15 protein-coding genes are annotated in these 16,739 nt (G+C 60.2%); 7 read left to right on the top strand and 8 right to left on the bottom strand.

What is annotated here, in order from left to right; translation table 11 throughout:
* Window positions 1–78: 78 nt before the first annotated feature.
* Window positions 79–489 carry a nucleoside-diphosphate kinase gene (locus tag LJ738_RS00075; RefSeq protein WP_068188995.1) on the bottom strand — a complete coding sequence of 137 codons (411 nt, stop codon included), beginning with the start codon at window positions 487–489 and terminating at the stop codon, window positions 79–81.
* A 97-nt stretch (window positions 490–586) separates the two neighbouring features.
* Complete coding sequence (locus LJ738_RS00070) at window positions 587–2,572, bottom strand: hypothetical protein (protein ID WP_227784286.1); 1,986 nt, start codon at window positions 2,570–2,572, stop codon at window positions 587–589.
* A gap of 243 nt (window positions 2,573–2,815) precedes the next feature.
* On the opposite strand from LJ738_RS00070, the gene LJ738_RS00065 reads away from it, so the two are divergent.
* From LJ738_RS00065 to LJ738_RS00045, 5 genes are all read left to right on the top strand, one after another.
* Entirely contained in the window at window positions 2,816–3,862 is a 1,047-nt protein-coding gene (locus LJ738_RS00065; RefSeq protein ID WP_227784285.1) for a DHH family phosphoesterase, read from the top strand.
* Between the two features lie 38 nt (window positions 3,863–3,900).
* Window positions 3,901–4,944 (top strand): FKBP-type peptidyl-prolyl cis-trans isomerase, encoded by a 1,044-nt coding sequence (locus tag LJ738_RS00060; protein ID WP_227784284.1) that lies wholly within the window; start codon window positions 3,901–3,903, stop codon window positions 4,942–4,944.
* Window positions 4,945–5,033: 89 nt separating this feature from the next.
* Window positions 5,034–5,630, top strand: a complete 597-nt coding sequence (locus tag LJ738_RS00055) for an FKBP-type peptidyl-prolyl cis-trans isomerase (RefSeq protein ID WP_227784283.1) — start codon at window positions 5,034–5,036, stop codon at window positions 5,628–5,630.
* A gap of 10 nt (window positions 5,631–5,640) precedes the next feature.
* A complete protein-coding gene (locus LJ738_RS00050; protein WP_227784282.1) occupies window positions 5,641–6,156 on the top strand; it encodes an FKBP-type peptidyl-prolyl cis-trans isomerase in 516 nt (171 codons plus the stop codon).
* Between the two features lie 31 nt (window positions 6,157–6,187).
* Window positions 6,188–7,141: an FKBP-type peptidyl-prolyl cis-trans isomerase gene (locus LJ738_RS00045; RefSeq protein WP_227784281.1), complete on the top strand. Its 954-nt coding sequence runs from the start codon at window positions 6,188–6,190 to the stop codon at window positions 7,139–7,141.
* Window positions 7,142–7,233: 92 nt separating this feature from the next.
* On the opposite strand, the gene recO is transcribed toward LJ738_RS00045, so the two are convergent.
* The 4 genes from recO to LJ738_RS00025 all read right to left on the bottom strand — a co-directional run bounded on the left by recO (window position 7,234) and on the right by LJ738_RS00025 (window position 11,606).
* On the bottom strand, window positions 7,234–7,956 hold the full coding sequence (gene recO, locus LJ738_RS00040; RefSeq protein WP_227784280.1) for a DNA repair protein RecO: 723 nt from the start codon (window positions 7,954–7,956) through the stop codon (window positions 7,234–7,236).
* Window positions 7,957–8,045: 89 nt separating this feature from the next.
* A complete protein-coding gene (gene porZ, locus LJ738_RS00035) occupies window positions 8,046–10,418 on the bottom strand; it encodes a type IX secretion system anionic LPS delivery protein PorZ (RefSeq protein WP_227784279.1) in 2,373 nt (790 codons plus the stop codon).
* Window positions 10,419–10,486: 68 nt separating this feature from the next.
* On the bottom strand, window positions 10,487–11,113 hold the full coding sequence (locus LJ738_RS00030) for a thymidine kinase (protein WP_068189021.1): 627 nt from the start codon (window positions 11,111–11,113) through the stop codon (window positions 10,487–10,489).
* Window positions 11,114–11,285: 172 nt separating this feature from the next.
* Complete coding sequence (locus LJ738_RS00025) at window positions 11,286–11,606, bottom strand: 2Fe-2S iron-sulfur cluster-binding protein (RefSeq protein WP_227784278.1); 321 nt, start codon at window positions 11,604–11,606, stop codon at window positions 11,286–11,288.
* 37 nt (window positions 11,607–11,643) lie between these two features.
* On the opposite strand from LJ738_RS00025, the gene LJ738_RS00020 reads away from it, so the two are divergent.
* Both LJ738_RS00020 and LJ738_RS00015 read left to right on the top strand, forming a co-directional pair.
* Complete coding sequence (locus tag LJ738_RS00020; protein ID WP_227784277.1) at window positions 11,644–12,867, top strand: DUF8457 domain-containing protein; 1,224 nt, start codon at window positions 11,644–11,646, stop codon at window positions 12,865–12,867.
* 82 nt (window positions 12,868–12,949) lie between these two features.
* Complete coding sequence (locus tag LJ738_RS00015; RefSeq protein WP_227784276.1) at window positions 12,950–13,927, top strand: hypothetical protein; 978 nt, start codon at window positions 12,950–12,952, stop codon at window positions 13,925–13,927.
* Here the strand turns inward: LJ738_RS00015 and LJ738_RS00010 are convergent.
* Both LJ738_RS00010 and rodA read right to left on the bottom strand, forming a co-directional pair.
* The gene (locus LJ738_RS00010) at window positions 13,877–15,250 is read right to left on the bottom strand and encodes a hypothetical protein (protein WP_227784275.1); all 1,374 of its coding nucleotides are present in this window, start codon (window positions 15,248–15,250) and stop codon (window positions 13,877–13,879) included. The genes LJ738_RS00015 and LJ738_RS00010 overlap by 51 nt on opposite strands.
* Window positions 15,250–16,545 carry a rod shape-determining protein RodA gene (gene rodA, locus LJ738_RS00005; protein WP_227784274.1) on the bottom strand — a complete coding sequence of 432 codons (1,296 nt, stop codon included), beginning with the start codon at window positions 16,543–16,545 and terminating at the stop codon, window positions 15,250–15,252. The genes LJ738_RS00010 and rodA overlap by 1 nt, the downstream gene beginning before the upstream one ends.
* Between the last annotated feature and the right edge of the window lie 194 nt (window positions 16,546–16,739).

Genomic DNA, 16,739 nt, shown 5'->3' with positions numbered 1-16,739 from the left:
AGTCAGCTTTTGGCACAAACAAAAAGCCCGCCCTGCATAGCGCAGGGCGGGCTTTTTGTTGATTTAACGGACGCTGGACTACTTCGCGCCGAAGAAGAAGTCGGCTTCAATCTGCGCGTTCTCGTCGGAGTCCGAGCCGTGCACGGCGTTGGCTTCGATGCTCTTGGCGTACTTCTTCCGGATGGTGCCTTCGGCGGCCTGGGCGGGGTTGGTGGCACCGATGAGGGTGCGGAAATCGGCCACGGCGTTGTCCTTCTCCAGCACTGCCGCTACGATGGGGCCGCTCGACATGTAACGAACCAGGTCGTTGTAGAAAGGACGCTCGGCGTGCACAGCGTAGAACTGGCCGGCGCGCTCGGCCGTGAGGGTGAGTTTCTGAAGCTCCACGATGCGGAAGCCGCCTTCTTCCATCATGTTCAGGATGCCACCAATGTGGTTTTCCTGTACAGCGTCGGGCTTAATCATCGTGAATGTGCGGTTGGTGGCCATGGGCAGGGGAAATCGGATAAAAATGAAAAGTTGAAGCTGCAAAACTACCACATCCCCGGCGGGCACCCAACCCGGTGGTTCTTAGCTGCGCCGTAGCTCAGGGCAAAATGCTCATTTCCCAATCGTCGAGGGTGATTTCGCCCGGCCCGGACTTCCTTATGCCCACTTTTAGCACGTCGGTGGCCGCGTGCGGTACCGGCAGGGCAAACGCAGCGCCCAGAGGCTCCCAATCGCCGGGTCGGGTGGCTCGGCACACCACCGTTTGCTGCCAGTAAGGCGGTGCCCCAGCCTTAGGCTCCAGACTGGCTACCAACACGGCTCCGGCCCCGCTGCCGGCCTGGTACCGCGCCGAAAAAAGCAGTTGCTGACCAGCGCGCAAACCAAGTTGAGCTACCGTCTGGTGAAAAGCCAGCCCCGTGGTTCTGCTGCCACCCAAGCGGGCAGCCTGCCGCCCCGATGCGGCAGGCCCCACCGAAATACTTGCCGAATTGAGCCAAATTATGGTATCGAGCCGGCTTTCCATATCGGTGCGCAGTTGCCAGTGAGCCACCAGCGGCACCTTGCGGATGCGCCACAAACTCAGGCGGCCGTTGTTGGCGATGGGTTGCAGGTAGGCGGCGATGCCCGGGTAACGGTTCACGACTTCCTGGGCATAGGTTGCGTTTTGCGTAATCACGTAGTCGGCCGGAAGCGCCAGTGCGGCCCGCAGGTTTGTCGCCGATAAATCCTGGGCTGACTTCCGGTTCTGGAGCATGGTCCACCCTCGGCGGTGGGCCAACAGCAGGGGCAGGTTGTAGGAGTAGGCATCCAGCACCAAAACCGTGGCCGTACGCGGCACGCCCAACGAATCGAGCCAGCGGGCACTCGAGGCAAAATTGTCGCGGGTGAGCACGCTCTTGTCGGTGGCGGGCGGGGTAATGCGGCGCAATTGCTCGGCCCGGGCTTTCCACGCCGCCGTGCCGCTCAGCAACAGCAGCGCCGCCATAATTGCGAGTTGGGCTGGCCGCCGCTGAGGCAGGCGTATGCTGGCTACGCTGCCCGCAAAGGCCAGCACCAGCGGCAGGAAGAACGTGTCGAGCAGGTAGTAGTCGTGAATGGCAAATTGCTGCCCCATCAGCACGTAGTAAACCAGCCCACCCGCCGAGAGCGCCAGCCAGTGCCCCACCCACTCATTGCGAAGCAGCCGGCGCCCCTGCTGCCCCACAAGCGCCCCGCCGGCCAAGAGCAGCAAGAGCCACTGCGGCTTGCTGAGCAAGCTCCACAGCCAGTACTCACGGACCGTTTGGGTCACTTCCACTGCCTGGGCCCACGAGGCGAAGGAGCGCGGCCGCGCCAGAAACAGAGCACCATGGTAGGCCTGGTTCAGGTATTCGTTATACAGAAAGTCGGCAATCAGCAGTGCAAAGGCTGTTGCGTAAATAACCACCAACGCTCCCCGGCCCACCAGCGCCGTGTGCCGGGGCCGCAGCAGCGCCACGTGGCCGAGCGTGCACAGCAGCGGCAAGGCGAAAGGCGTGCGCATGGCCGCGGCCATCGTCAGCCAGGCCACGGCCACCCCCAGCTGTCGGCGCGCTTCACGGGGCTGCTTATCGGCCTCCAGAGACAGATAAAACCAATAATACCCCACCAGCGCCGCCGCAAACGCTGGCACCGACGGCAGGAAATTGGCCTGATAAAACACATAAATCGGGCTGCAAAAAGCAAACAGCGCGACTACCCCACCCTTGAGGGCCGAGCCGCTGGCACGCCGCACCAGCGCAAAAAGGGCCAGCAGGCCACCCAGGCCGGCAACTAATGTCACGCCCCGCATCAGGCCGGGGGCCTCCTGGCCGGTGAGGCCCATGAGCAGGGCGGCCAGGTAGGCGGGCAGTGGGAAGCCCGCGCCGGTCACGCCGTCGTCGGTGAGGAGATTGAAAGTGGCCGGAAGAAAAAAATTATAGCCCCGCTCGCGAAATTTTATGGCGATGGCCAGCCAGTCGGCCTGCGACCAGGCATGGTTGAACGACGGATAGAGCCCGATGGAATCGTGATAAAGCCACACGCTTAGGGCCAGCAATAGCGCCAGCAGGGTTAGCGGAGCCATTCCGCGGCCCGCCGCTCGCCTGCTCAAGAAGGAAAAAACGCTCATTATTTACCCGGGACGAGAAGGCAATATTGGCGAAAAAACCGAGGTTTCACCGCTCTTTTTAGCTCAACCTTTATTCAGATTTGGGAGAACCTTCCGAGGGGAGCTGGCTGTTAAGAAAAGATTTCTTCCGACTTTTGCCGCCCGATTTATTCGTAAGCCACCGGCCCTCAGTTCCTTTTTGGGCCATTCACGTTGTCGATGTCCACTTCCATATCCGCCCTGCAGGCGTTGCTTGCGCAGCCCAAGCAGGTTGTTATCACCACCCATCACAAACCCGACGCCGACGCGCTGGGCTCGTCACTTGCCTGGGCCGGCTATCTCAAACAAAAAGGCCACCACGTCACGGTGGTTACCCCTTCCGACTACCCCGCGTTCCTCAACTGGATGGAGGGCAACGACGAAGTGGTGGTGTACGACAAGCGGCAGAACGACCGCCAGGTGCGCGACCTGGTGAACCGCGCCGAGGTGATTTGCTGCCTCGACTTTAGCTGCCTCGGCCGCATCAACGAATTGGGCGAGTACGTGCGCCAGTCCAAGGCCACCAAGGTCCTCATCGACCACCACCAGGAGCCCGAAGACTTTGCCGACATCGTTTTTTCGGTGCCCAGCGCCGCCGCAACGGCCGAGCTGATTTTTGAAATCATCCGCGACCTGGGCGACCAGGACCTCATCACCAAAGGCATCGGCGAGGCCCTGTACGCGGGCATCATGACCGATACGGGCTCGTTTCGCCACCCCAGCACCTCGCGCAATGTGCACCTCATCATTGCCGAGCTCCTGAAGGTCAACATCGACCTCTCGAAGGTGCACCGCCTCATCTACGACTCGCATTCCGAAATCCGCCTCCGCTTCCTGGGCTTTGTGCTGAAGGACAAACTGGTGGTGAACCGCGAGTACAACACGGCCTACATCGCCATCACGCAGGACGAACTGCGCCAGTACCAGAGCAAAACCGGCGACACCGAAGGCCTGGTCAACTACGCGTTGAGCATCGAAGGCATCAAGTTTGCGGCCGTGTTCATCGACCGCGGCGTGGCCGTGAAGATTTCCTTCCGCTCGGTGGGCAACTTCTCCGTGAGCGACTTTTCGCGCCGGCATTTCGACGGCGGTGGGCACCACAACGCGGCCGGCGGCATCAGTTATTTGCCCCTCGATGCAACGGTGGAGCGCTTTCTGAGCATCCTTCCCGAGTATAAGGAGCAGCTGACGGGCGTACCTGCCGCCGTAGCGCCGCCGGTGGCGTAACTTTGAAACGTTTCTGACTCTTCACTTCTTTCTTTTTCATGCGTTTTTCCTCCCGCTCTGCGCGGCAGTTGGCCCTTGGGGCCAGCCTGCTGGGCTTCGCTTCCCTCACGGCCTGTAACAAAGGAGGCGGTGACTTTGCCAAAACCAAATCCGGCATCGAGTACAAGATTTTCAAGAAAGTCGGCAACGATTACGAGCGGCGCGAAATTGGCCCCGACGGCGACCCGACCTACAAAGACCGGGTAGGCAAGTTCCTGCTGGGCAACATGCAGTACCGCACCGGCAAAGACTCGGTGTTGCAGAACACCCGCCGCGACGTGGGCCTGCCCGTGCCGCTGCCCCTGCTCGAACTTAAGCAGAAAGGCGCTCCCGACGAAGCCCTGTCCATGCTGCAGCCCGGCGACAGCGGCGTGTTCCGCTTCCAGGTTGATTCGCTCATCAAGCCCAAGTCGGGCCAGCCGGTGCCCAAGTTCCTCAGGAACGGCGGCAACGTGGTGATGATGTACGTGGCCACCACGCCCAAGCTCATCACGCAGGAAGAAGCCCAGGCCATGCAGCCCGAGCTGCAGAAGCGCGCCATGGCCGCTCAAATGAAGCAGCGCATGGCCTCGCCCGAGTATGCCAAGCAGATGAAAGAACAGGCAGATGCCCAAGCCAAAGCCCTGGCCGCCCCGGCCGTGGTAGCGCAGCTCAAGAAGGACGACGCCGTGCTGCAGGACTACATCAAGAAAAACAACCTGACGATGAAGAAGACGCCCTCGGGCATCTACTACCAGGTATTGAAGCCCGGCACCGGCCCCACGCCCAAGCCCGGCCAGACGGTGAGCGTGAACTACAACGGCACGCTGCTCAGCGGCAAGCTGTTCGACTCGTCGGAGAAAACCGGCAAGCCGATTGACTTCCCCATCGGCCAAGGCGCTGTGATTCCGGGTTGGGACCAAGGCATTGCGTTGCTCAACAAAGGCAGCAAGGCCATCCTGCTCATCCCCTCCTCGCTGGCCTACGGCACCCGTGGTGCGGGCTCCGACATCCCCGCAAACGCGCCCCTGCGCTTCGAGGTGGAGCTGGTTGACATCCAATAGTCTTTTATTATTTCTGAATTCCGGCCAACGGGCGGCCCGGCACAGCTGCCAGGGCCTCCGTTGGTCGGAATCCTTTTATCCCCTTCGCCATGAAATACCTTCTGCTCCGTTCACGCTTGCTGGTGCTGGCGGCGGGCCTGCTCCTGGCGGCCCCGGCCCTGTGGAGCTGCAACACCGAAACTGCCTACCAGAAAACGCTGCGTGAGCACGAAGAGCAGCTAAAAGCCATCGACGAGGATACGATTCAGCATTACCTGACGCGAAATAAGCTGATGACGAATGCAGTGCGGACCAACTCGGGCCTGTACGTGGTTACGCTCACGGCGGGCCAGGGTACGCCCGTCACGGCCGGTAAGCAGGTGAGTGTGAAGTACGTCGGCCGCATTCTGAGCAATGGCGCGCACCCCGAGTCCTCGGGCTACCCGGCTTCGCCCGGCGACTCCCGCTACCCGCAAGGCGCTATTTTCGACAATTCGTCGGAGAACCACACCGCCTGCGGCTGCGCCGTCTTCACGGCGGGCAGCGGGGCCATTGCCGGTTTCAGCGAAGGGCTGCTGCTCATGCGCAAAGGCGACCGCAAGCTGTTGCTCATCCCTTCGCGCCTGGCGTACGGCCCTTCCGGCCAAACGGGCATTCCGGCCGACGCGGCCTTAATGTTCGACGTGGAAGTGCTCGACGTTTTTTAAGGCCTTCGCCGTGAGTTGGTTTGCTGGCCTGAAACGCCACCTGAGTAGCTTGGCGTTGGTACTTGGGCTGTGGCTCACTGCTGCGGCCGCGAGCGCCCAGCCCGCTACCAAGCCCGCGGTGCCGTCCAGCCCAAGCGCCACCGGCTCCGATACAGCGCACCTCGTTCCGCAGCACACGCGGAGCGGGGTGCGCTTCGTGTTTCGGGAGCGTGGCACCGGGCCGCAGGCCAAGGCCGGCAGCCGCGTGGCCGTGCGCTACACCGGCTTTCTACCCGATGGCCATATTTTCGATGCAACGGCTGCCTCAGGCGGGCCGCTTCGGTTTCGGGTGGGCCGGGGCGAGGTCATTTTGGGCTGGGACGAGCTGCTGCCCCTGCTGCCGGTGGGCTCGCGGGTACGGGCCTGGATACCGGCGGCGCTGGCCTACGGCGCCACCGGCGTGCGCGACCCCGATGATGAAAGCCGTTACTTAATTCCGCCCAATACCGAGCTCGTGTTTGAGCTGCAGGTACTGAGCGTGCGCTAACTCCCTCCTGGATACTGACCAACTTTCTTCTATGCGATACTTCTTCCTGAGCGCCGTTTGGGCGCTGTTCGCTTTTTTGCAGCCTGCCAGCGCGCAAACGCCGGGCGCCGAGTTCTCCCGCTTGCCCACGGGCACCGAGTACCGGCTGTTTCGGAAAGACGCGGCGGGCCGCTACCAGCCCCACACACTGGCTGCTACCGATGCGCCATATGCCAGCCGCGTTGGGCAGGTGCTCACGGTCTTCCTGGAATTCCGCACCGGCCGCGACTCCCTGCTGATGAAGTCGCGCCAGATGCAGCCCACGCCGCAGCCCGTCGCGCTGCCCGACAAGCCCGAGGCCGGTAGCCTCGAAGAAGCATTGGGCCTGCTCCTGCCCGGCGACAGCGCCGTGTTCCGCTTCCCGGCCGACACCATATTCGCCAAGACCTTCCGGCAGCCCGTGCCGCCGTTTATTCGCAAGGGCGGCAACACGATGCTGGTGTTTGCCAGCGCCCGCGAACTGCTCACCATGGCCGAAATGTCGGCGCGCCAGGAGAAGCTGCAGGCTGAGTACGCCAAGCAAGCCAAAGCCGCCGCCGTAGCCCAATCGGCCAAGGACGCCGCCAGGATTCAGGCCTACCTGAAGAAGAACAAGCTGGTGGCTAAGAAAACCGTTGGCGGCACCTACTACATCATAACCCGGCCCGGCAAAGGCCTGCCGCCCAAGAAAGGCCAAACCGTGCGCGTACTCTACCGCGGCACCGTCTTGGCCACGGGCAAAGAGTTTGATTCTTCGGCCAAGCACGGCAACGAGCCCATTGCGTTTGCGCTCGGCACGGGCCAGGTTATTCCGGGCTGGGACCAGGGCATTGCCATGCTCACCAAGGGCAGCAAAGCTGTGTTGCTCATTCCGTCTCCCCTGGCCTACGGCCCCCGCGGCGCCGGCGCCGACATTCCGGCCAACGCCGTGCTTCGCTTCGAAGTTGAGCTGGTTGATTTTAAGTAGGGCGTTATAAATTTCAGCCCAAGTAACAGCCCCAGTGCGTGGCCCCTTTAGAAGGGCCGCCGCTGGGGCTGTTACTTGGGCTGAAAAGTACCTTACTCTGCCAGCACTTGCGAGAGAATGTCCAGCGAGCGAATCTCGCCTAGCTGCTCCACGTGCAGCTGGTAGTACCGAATGAGCACATTCAGCAATTCGTGGCGCACGCGGCCGTTGGGAATGGTGCTGGTGGCTGGGTCCTGCAATAGCTCGTCGAAGTAACCCTCAAACTCGCGCAGGCGCAGCGTGGCCGGGCCAGTAGCGCCCTTGGAAGTAGCCGCGTGGCCAGCCATAATTACCTGGTCGGTGAGTTCGCCCCCCGAGCTTACCCCAAAGCCCAGGTAGGTAGCTAAGCGCAGCAGAAAAACCAGGGCAAAGTTTTCGCTGCCCGTGGTCTGCTGGTCAAACGCGAGAATAGAGTCGTGCAGAAACTGGAAGAGGGGTTCGTTTTGCTCTTCTTCGCGCACGGCACGGCCCACCACTTCGGAGAGAAACAGCACCACGCTGCTTTTCTGCACCTCATAGGGCAGGCTAACAAAAGGCTCCGAACACCGGAACTCGGACAGGCGGGTGAGGCCGCTGCTGCCCCGCGCCACGTAGGCCACCAGCTCCAGCAGCGTGAAGGGCTGAAACAAGGCTATGCGTCCCGGCGGCTTGGCCTTGCGCACGCCGTTCACGATGTAGTTCTGCACGCCCAGCCGCTCGGTGTAGACACGGGCAATGATGCTCGTTTCGCGGTATTTCAGGTAGCTGAGGACGATGCCCCGGGTTTTGATTAACATCTTAAAAGGGGACGAGAACGAATATTGAGCTATGAAGAATTGGGCTACGCGCCGCGTTCACTCCTCACTATTCATTCCTCATTTTGGTTTTATTTGCTGAGCACCGCCACTTTGCTCACGCAGCCATTTTTGCCGTCGGCATCCGTCGATAGTACGAGGTACGTGCCCGAACGGACGCGTTGGCCGTCGGGGTTGGTCATGTTCCAGGTTACGGTGCCGCCGTTGGCCTTGGTGGCGTACACGAGGTGCCCGGCTATGTCGGTAATCTTCACCACGGCATTATTGGCCAAGCCCGTAATGCCCACCGTGCCGGTAAACTCGGGCCGCACCGGGTTGGGGAACACGGCCGTGCACTTCGGGCTGCCTTCCGTGACGGTGGCGGCGCCGCGGTAGGTTACTACGCCGCCATCGGTGGCCACCCAGACTTCGCCGGTCTTGTCGTTCACCTTCACGTCAATGATGCGGTCGGACGGCAGCGGGCTGTTGGCGGTGGTGAAGTGCAGCAGCGCTTCGTCGGCATCGGGGCTGAACAGCCACAGGCCGTGGTCGGTACCGAACCACTTGCGGTCGCCTCCGTCCACGGCCAGGGTCCGTACGGCCTCGCTAAACAGCGCGGGAAAGTTCGCTCCCTCGCCGCGCGTCACCAAAGGCAGGGTAAACCCCAGGCTGGACCCAAACGGCCCGCTGGGGTCGTTAAAAACGGCTACGCCTTTGATTGTAGCGGCCCAGATGTACCCCCGCCGGTCTTTGGCCAGCTCATAGATTTGGTTGTCGGGCAGGCCAGATGCGGTGGTAAAAAACCGCGGCTGGTTGGGGTTAGCCGTGGCGGGGTCGACCGCAAAGATGCCCAGGGCGGCCCCAGTGGGGTCGGTCTTGCGCGATACCGATACCCAGGCAAAGCCGTTATCATCCAGCACAATGCGCTCCAGCGCTTCAAACCCAGACACCCACGGAATGGTGCGCCAAGTGGTAGCGGCCGGGTCCAGGATAAACAGGCCCGAGGTATTGGGGCGCAGGTGCCGGTTTACCACCCACACCTTGCCGGCCGCATCGGCGGCCACATCGGTCACCTCCACCCGGTTCTTGTTGCCAAAGGTGCCAAAAAGAGGGCTGCCAGCCGGGGTGCCCTCGCCGAACTGACGGAACTGCCCAGGCCCTTTCCACTCCAGCAGCCCACCGCCGTAGGCCGCCACATACAAGGTGCCATCGGGCGTGCGGGTGCCACGGGAGGGGCTCTGCAAGTCCGGAAAATTGGTGGTGGCAGGGAAAGCCGCGGGCGTAAAATTGGTCCACTGCCCGTTGGCAAACTCATAAAAGCCCAGTCGATAGCCGTTAGGCAAGTACCGCTCGGAGTACCCCCCGGTGAACACGTCCACCTTGTTGGTGTGAGCATCGGCCAGAATGCTGAAGGCCAGTCCCGTTTCGGGACCGTTGGGAACGAAGCGCTCCGGCGCCTGGCCAGAGCCGGGGCGCACCCGCTGCAAGCCGTTCTGGTAATTGGCCACGTAATAGCTGCCGTCGCGGGAGCGCACGGCGTCCTGCGTGTACGTACCGGGCGTAGGCGGCACCACGCCAGTCACCACGCCCGTACGGTCGATGCGGCGCACCCCGGAAATATCGTCGACCACCAGCACCCCGATGCTGCTGGCGCGCAGCTTCCGGAACTGGGGAGTATAGGTATTGGGCACGGCGCGCCACGAGCCGGGCGTGCCCGGAATAAACTTGTACACCGCCGCCCCTGCGCCCTCTACGGCGGCATATACTTCGCCTCCATAGGAGGCCAGAAAGGGATAGACGTGCTGCGCCGGATTGGCGCTCAGCGGCACCGGCTGGTACAGGGTCCAGTTACGGTAGTCGAGCAGGTTGCTGGTGAGCTGGCCCCGCAACAAGCCGGCCGAGGTTGCCGCATAAAGCGCGCCGTTGGCCACTGCGGCGTCGTACACGGCCACGACGGTGCCGCCGGGGCCAATGTTACTGTAGGTGTCGCTGATTTCGAGTTTCGTCAAATCCACCACCACCAGGCCGAAACTGGTTGATACGTAGGCCTTGCCGGCCCCAATCGAGACCTGATTGATTTCCTTGGTGCCCTGAATCGACTTGCGTAGCACATCGTTCAGGTTGCGCACGCTGCCGTTGGGCCGCAGAATGTCGAGGTTGCTGTTGCGATAGGCCAGCACCGTTTGCTGGGTTACCGAGTCGTAGGCCAGGGCGGCCACGCCCACGTCGTTCAGGCCGTCGCGCCGCGAAAGCACCTGGGTGGTGTTGAGCTTTTTATCCAGGAAATAAAAGGCGTTCTCCGTGGCCACGTACACCCGGTCGCCGGCATCCTCAAGGCGGAGGGGGCGGTTGGTGGGCAGGTGCAGCTGCCAGTCGCCATAGCCGGCTGTGCTCTGCGCCCCCACGGTTTGGGCCAAGCAAAGCAGCCCAACTAGCCCCAGCCAACAACGGAAAATGTGCAGCATACGCTCAGCAAAAACACGGTTTAAGTAAAAGCAGCCGGGCTGCCTTTGCCAACGCAGGGCTCAGCCCTTTAGTGCGCGGCGGCCGAGCGCGCCTCCGGAGCCGGCGCTTTGGCCTGCATACCTTCCAAAAAGCACGGCCGGCAGCGGGCCTCATACGAGTCCGTTTCGCCGAGCAGGACCTGGTTTTCACTGGCCGCGTTGCGATACGAGTAAGAAGCAATTTCGCCGCAGCACACGCACACGGCGTGCACCTTGGTCACGTACTCAGCCGTGGCCAGCAGCGCCGGCATGGGCCCAAACGGGCGGCCGAGGTAGTCCATGTCCAGCCCGGCCACGATGACCCGGGTACCGTTGTTGGCCAGTTGCTGGCACACGTCCACCAGCGAGTCGTCAAAAAACTGCCCTTCGTCGATGCCCACCACATCCGAGCCCGCCGCTAGCAGCAGGATTTCCGAGGCAATGGCCACCGGAGTTGAGCGGATACGGGCTGCGTTGTGGCTCACCACGTCATCAACGTCGTAGCGGGTGTCGACGGCCGGTTTGAAAATTTCAACCTGCTGCCGCGCAATGCGGGCGCGGGTGAGGCGGCGAATCAGTTCTTCGGTTTTGCCCGAAAACATGGAGCCGCAGACCACTTCAATCCAGCCCCGGCGCGGGGCGTTGTGGCGATTGCCAACGCGGGGTTCAATAAACAAAGTACAGGCGGGCTTGGGGAGGTTTAGAAACCTAAAGTTAGGAACGAACTGCAGAGCATAAAGCATGGCTCCGGTCCGGGCCTGCCCGTCGCTCAGGCAAACGTCTTGACCGCCTGTGATTCCACTATTGAGCTGGCGTAGTCAATAATTTTGACGTGCCAGCGTTGGGGGTTTAGCGGTACTGCACGTGGGGCAGCTGCGTGGCGTCGGGCACGCGGCCTACTACCTCGCCCGCCAGCAAGCGGGTTTGGCAGGTTAGCCGCTCATCGGCGAGGAGGCGCCCAGCAACCCGGTAGCGCAGCTCGGCATCGGAGGGCGGGCTTAGGTTTTCCATGCCCTGGCGCACCTGCAGGCGGCAGGTAGTGCAGCGGCCTTTGGCCCCACAGGCGTGCATCCAGTCGTGGCCAGCGGCTTGCAGCGCGGCGAGCAGCGTAACGCCGGCGGGCACCGTCACGGCCGCGCCCGGCAAGTTTTCAATCGTTAACAGGGCCATTTGTGCCTAACTTCGGCCACCGAAACACGGCCTTTTTATGAACGACAAATATAGCCTCGCCAAGTGCGCGCAATACGGTCGCCGGTTGGCCGCTCGTCTCTGCGAACAGCACTTCGGCGCTCAGCCCACCGCCACGCTCGATGGGCCCGCGGTGCTCAAATTCACGCCGGTCCGCCAAGTCAACTTACTAGTAGTACGCCAGTTATTGGGCCAGTGGCAAGCCGAAACCGCCCGCCTGCGCAGCCCTTATTTTGATTTTGAAGCGGCGCCCGTGCAAGCGGCACTCACGCAGTTTATGAACGTGCTGTCGCGGCACATCAGCTTGGGCCGGGCGGCTTTCGAACCCTTGCTGGCCCAAGCCGTTGCCGATACGCTGGGCATTGTGGCCGACCCGGTGCACAGCTTCCAGCACCTGCTGCTGGGCAACGCAGAGTCTTTTACCCTATCAGGCCTGCGCGACAACCTGCGCTATATCGACGTCGATAAGGCTTTTTACCAGGGCTTTGTGGACAGCCTGCCGGCCAGCAGCGAACTCAGTGGCGATTTTCTATCTCACCGCTTCGAGCTGTACCATGCCGCCAACTACAAGGGCCACCAGCCCATGCAGCGCCTGGTAACCGAGCTGAGCGCCCTGCTGCCCCTCACCACCGCCGATTTGCTTGAGGATGGCCCGGTGTCGGCCATTTCAACTCCGGCAGCGCCCGCACCCGAAGCAGCCCCCGCGGCGCCCGCTAAAGCTCCCGAGCCCACTCCAGTGGCCGTGCCCACGTTTGTAGCTTCTTCTGCCCCGGTAGCCCCGTCGCAGCCTGTCACTGCCGCTCCGGCTACTCCAGCAGTTCCAGAGCCGGTTGCTGCGCGGGCGGTACCCACGCCAGCGACGCCGGCTCGGCCCCTGCCGCATACCGAAACGGCCAGCGTGCCCCTCCACGAAAAGCTGAAAGCCGGACAGCCCGCAGCCGCTCCCCTGGCCGAAACCTTGCGCGCAACCGCCACGTCAGCTCAACTTGCCGAACGCCCCGGCCCCAAAGTTGAGTCCCTGCGCGAAGCCATTTCCATCAACCAGCGCTTCAGCTTTATCAATGAGCTGTTCAATGGAGAAAACATGGAATATCACGCCGCTATTCAGCACCTCGACTCGTTACCCACGGCCGACCAAGCCCGCGCCTATGTCACCGGCGATTTGTCGCAGCGCTACGACTGGAACCGCAAAGAGGAGCACGTCAACAAACTTCTGAAGCTCATCGAGCGCAAGTTTGCCTAGCCCCTCATCGACGTCGAAGCTGCCCTTTCTCGGACCTCGGCTCCGCCGCTGGTTGCTGCCATGGTTTTTAGCCGTAGCTGCCTTGGCCAATCTGGCTTATCCGATGTACGTGCACTTCGATTTCTCGCATTCGCCGGACACGCGCAGCTACCTGCGTATGGCAGCGTGGCATTACGATAGCGTAAAGGTTACTCACCGCTACCGGGTGCTGGTACCCGCAGCTGCTGCGGTGGTAGCGGCCCCCGTCGCTAAAGTATACGGGCGCATATGGCCCCAGCGTCCAGCGGGTTTATGGCCCCTGCGCTTTGCTTTTTACCTTGTCAATTGCCTGCTGCTGGCTGCTGCCGGAGCGTGTTGGTTCAATGGGGCCCGCCTAGCCGGTGCCTCTTCGCCCGCCGCGGCCCTGGCCATGCTGGCCGCACTCACCAGCCGCTGGGCAGAATACGCCGCCGGGCTGCCCCTTACCGACAGCCTGTACCTGCTGGTTTTTGGCCTGGGCTATTATGCCATCCGGCGTGGGCCCCGTGGCGCCTGGGCCTTGGGAATTGCCCTCGTACTTGGCCCGCTTGCAAAAGAATCTTTCTTCCTATCGCTGCCCTGGTTGTGTTGGTTCGGTCGTAAAACCTTGGTTTGGCCCAAGCAGCTACTGGCGCTGGCAGGCGGCATAGCGGCCTTAGTTGCCGTCCATCTTTTCGTAGACAACCATGTCGACACTAATACTACCGAATCCGTCACCAATGCCTTACAGCATCTTGAGAACATCGTTTATTCGGTGCATCGGGCCGCTTCCCCCAAAGGAATAGGCGAACTGCTCAGTGTTTTTGGTCTTTATACATTAATCATTCCCATTGCTTTCTGGCTTGAAAAAAGCAGCAGAGCCCATTCAGAACTAAGATTCTACGCCTCCTTAGGCTGGGCTGAAATTGGTTTGCTTGCAGTGGTAGCCATCCATATGCTGCTTTCCGGCGATTTGGGCCGCATGGCATACCTCTCTGCGCCTGTGTTTTGTTCAGCTTTGGCGCTGGTCTTTACTTACTGGCGCCGCCTTGTCCGCACCTGACGCATCCCGCTCTGGCCCCTTTGGCAGCCCCATCAGCGCCAAGCCGAACAGCAGTGGCCACACGGGTACCAGAAAGCGCGCTGCGCCCAATGGGCCAGTCAGAAATGCCACATACAGCAGTAGTCCCAACGCTACCCAGCGCCCGTAACGTAGCCCTGGTTCGCTGTGCTTCAGCCGCAAAAAGCCGCGCGCAGCTAACACCAAACGCACCACGTTTGCCAGCAGCACCCAGCCCAACAAACTCAGCATCGCCAAAGGCAGGCGTCCCAGCGCTTGCCATAAGCCGCCCGTCTGGGCCTGAGCCAGCAAACCTGCGCCATTAGATGGCTCCAGCCGCAGAAATTGAGCAACATCGAATCTGCCGGGGTCTAAGAACAACGCTGCCATTCCCTGCAGGTGTTGCCGTGCATACACCACAGGGTGGGCCCACAGCACCGCTCCAGCACGCGACTGAATCACATGCTGCCGCGCGGCAAAATCGGGCTGTGAATTAGCCTCCCTCAACACACTGGCGACCCATTTCTCTTCTGCTGCCGGCCCTTCGGTCTGCCTCACCACGCCAGCGGCGTTGTAGTGAAGCAAATTGACTTCGGCAATGCTTGAGAAGTGAAAATACCCCGTCCGCTCCTTATTCCAGCCCATATAAAGCAGCACAACCACCAATGGAATCAGCCCAATAAACGCAAAGTTTATGCGCCTTACTCGCCACGCCAACCACATTCCTAGGCCAACTATTACGAACGCTAAGGGGTAGAAAACAGGCTTTAGCAGCAATGCAATTATTGAGGCACCAGCTACTCCAGCAAAATACTGCTCTCGCTGAGTTCTAATAAAGCTCAGTCCTACAGAAACCATTACTACCACTGCTGTTTGAAGCAGCATTTCGCTCATCACAGCATTCGCATAGATGAGTTGAGCTGGAAAGGACAGCACTCCCACTACGGCGAGTGCCCACTGACTGGCTTTAGGCCGTGCCCACCTTGCCCACAATGCTAGTACCAGCCCAATATTGAGCAAACTCAATAGGTTTTGCAACCCCAGCAATAACACTGGACGATTCATTCCCGCTCTAAGACCCAGCACTGCTAACGGGTAGCCCAACGGCCGAATCGTGAACTCCTGAACGGCTTGTCCGCGTGGTGGCATGCGCAGCCACGGCTTAGCATAAAGCTCGCCGTAAACCCGCAAGTTCTCGGCGGCCTGTAAGTATCTGCCCGAGTCGGGAAAGTCCCAACTGCCCTTATGTAATACCCAGCCCAACGCCAGGATGTGGGCCCCAACTAATACTGCCCAAACCCAGCTTGGCACCGGCCCGCGTGCCATCAACGCAGTAAGTCTTGCTTACGGTATGCGTCCAACGCCAGCAGACTAAAAAGCAAAATAGTAAATGACCATAGCGAAGAGCCCCCGTAACTGAAAAATGGTAGTGGGATTCCTACAACTGGTGCTAGCCCAATGGTCATACCCATATTCACCGTAATGTGGAAGAACAGCACACATGCTACGCAGTAGCCATAGGTCCTTCCAAATACTGATTTTTGGCGCTCTGCTACATAAATAATCCTCCAGAGCAGGGTTAGATACAGCGCAATGACCACAAAGCTTCCCATCCACCCAAACTCCTCCCCTACAGTACAGAAAATAAAGTCAGTACTCTGCTCAGGCACAAAATCAAATTTTGTTTGGGTCCCTTGTAGGAACCCCTTGCCAATAAAGCCACCAGACCCAATTGCAATCTTGCTTTGTGTCACATTCCACCCTTTCCCTAATGGGTCTGCCGAAGGGTTTATCAATATTTCAATCCGTTGCCGTTGGTGCGGCTGCAATACCTTATTATAAAAGAAATCTACGCCTACCACCATCCCCGCTACCGCCAGCCATACGCCAATGGCAAGGGGTAAATGATGACGCAATATCCGCCGGTTCAACCCGAGCACCGCTAAGAGCATCACCGTAAATGCCGCAATCAACCAAACCTTTGGCACCAATAAGGCCAACAGCAAAATTACTCCCCCGGCAGCTAGCAGCAACAGTATCAGTGGCGACATTCCCTCCCGAAAATAAGCCAGTAACAATGCGCCGAATACCAACGCCTGCCCCGATTCATTGGAAGCCACAATGAGTAGTGGAGGCAACAGGGTGATACCCGCCAATACAAGCTGGTCACGCCAGTTCTGATACCGTAGGTTAATACTGGCCATAAAGCGAGATGCCGCAAGCGCAGTAGTGAATTTGGCAAATTCAGCAGGCTGTAACCGCACTGGTCCAAGTTCCAACCATGAGCGAGAACCTGCAATTGGTCTAGCTACAAACATTGTTACCAGAAGCAGTACTATCATGCCCGCATACATGGCATATGCCAAGGTATCATAGGCTTTATAGTCAACTACCAGCAGCACAACCACCAGCACGACAGCGGTAGCAATCCACAGTAACTGTTTAAACCAGTTAAAAGCCATGAGCTTATCAAAGCTCAAGTTGCCTAACGGGTTAGCCGGTGCGTCAGGCGAATAACTAGAAGCGTAAATGCAAATCCATCCTATGCCAACTAGCACTACATATAGTAGGACTGTCAGCCAATCAATACTCCGACTATAACGTGCTGGTGAAACTTGCACAAATAATAACGACTAAATACCTACACAAATTTACACACTTATAGCCTGTGTCGCTAGCCTCTGTTGGCCACGGAACAGGCATTGTAAGAGGGGATGCAAAACGCAAAACGCCCCCCGCGGCTGGTGAAAGCGGCGGGGGGCGTTACTCGTAAATAAGGTTGGCGGCGACCGACTCTCCCACCGGTGAAGGCAGT

The organism is Hymenobacter plasmatis (genome assembly GCF_020711255.1).
Lineage (GTDB): Bacteria > Bacteroidota > Bacteroidia > Cytophagales > Hymenobacteraceae > Hymenobacter.
The sequence above is the reverse complement of the archived record's forward strand: the minus strand, read 5'-3'. Positions and strand labels throughout refer to the sequence as shown.

Bases quoted from the DNA above. Each gene is read 5' to 3' on its own strand.
- LJ738_RS00075 (WP_068188995.1), bottom strand. From the start codon at position 489: ATGGCCACCAACCGCACATTCACGATGATTAAGCCCGACGCTGTACAG.
- LJ738_RS00070 (WP_227784286.1), bottom strand. From the start codon at position 2,572: ATGGCTCCGCTAACCCTGCTGGCGCTATTGCTGGCCCTAAGCGTGTGG.
- LJ738_RS00065 (WP_227784285.1), top strand. From the start codon at position 2,816: ATGTCCACTTCCATATCCGCCCTGCAGGCGTTGCTTGCGCAGCCCAAG.
- LJ738_RS00060 (WP_227784284.1), top strand. From the start codon at position 3,901: ATGCGTTTTTCCTCCCGCTCTGCGCGGCAGTTGGCCCTTGGGGCCAGC.
- LJ738_RS00055 (WP_227784283.1), top strand. From the start codon at position 5,034: ATGAAATACCTTCTGCTCCGTTCACGCTTGCTGGTGCTGGCGGCGGGC.
- LJ738_RS00045 (WP_227784281.1), top strand. From the start codon at position 6,188: ATGCGATACTTCTTCCTGAGCGCCGTTTGGGCGCTGTTCGCTTTTTTG.
- recO (WP_227784280.1), bottom strand. From the start codon at position 7,956: ATGTTAATCAAAACCCGGGGCATCGTCCTCAGCTACCTGAAATACCGC.
- porZ (WP_227784279.1), bottom strand. From the start codon at position 10,418: ATGCTGCACATTTTCCGTTGTTGGCTGGGGCTAGTTGGGCTGCTTTGC.
- LJ738_RS00025 (WP_227784278.1), bottom strand. From the start codon at position 11,606: ATGGCCCTGTTAACGATTGAAAACTTGCCGGGCGCGGCCGTGACGGTG.
- LJ738_RS00020 (WP_227784277.1), top strand. From the start codon at position 11,644: ATGAACGACAAATATAGCCTCGCCAAGTGCGCGCAATACGGTCGCCGG.
- LJ738_RS00010 (WP_227784275.1), bottom strand. From the start codon at position 15,250: ATGGCACGCGGGCCGGTGCCAAGCTGGGTTTGGGCAGTATTAGTTGGG.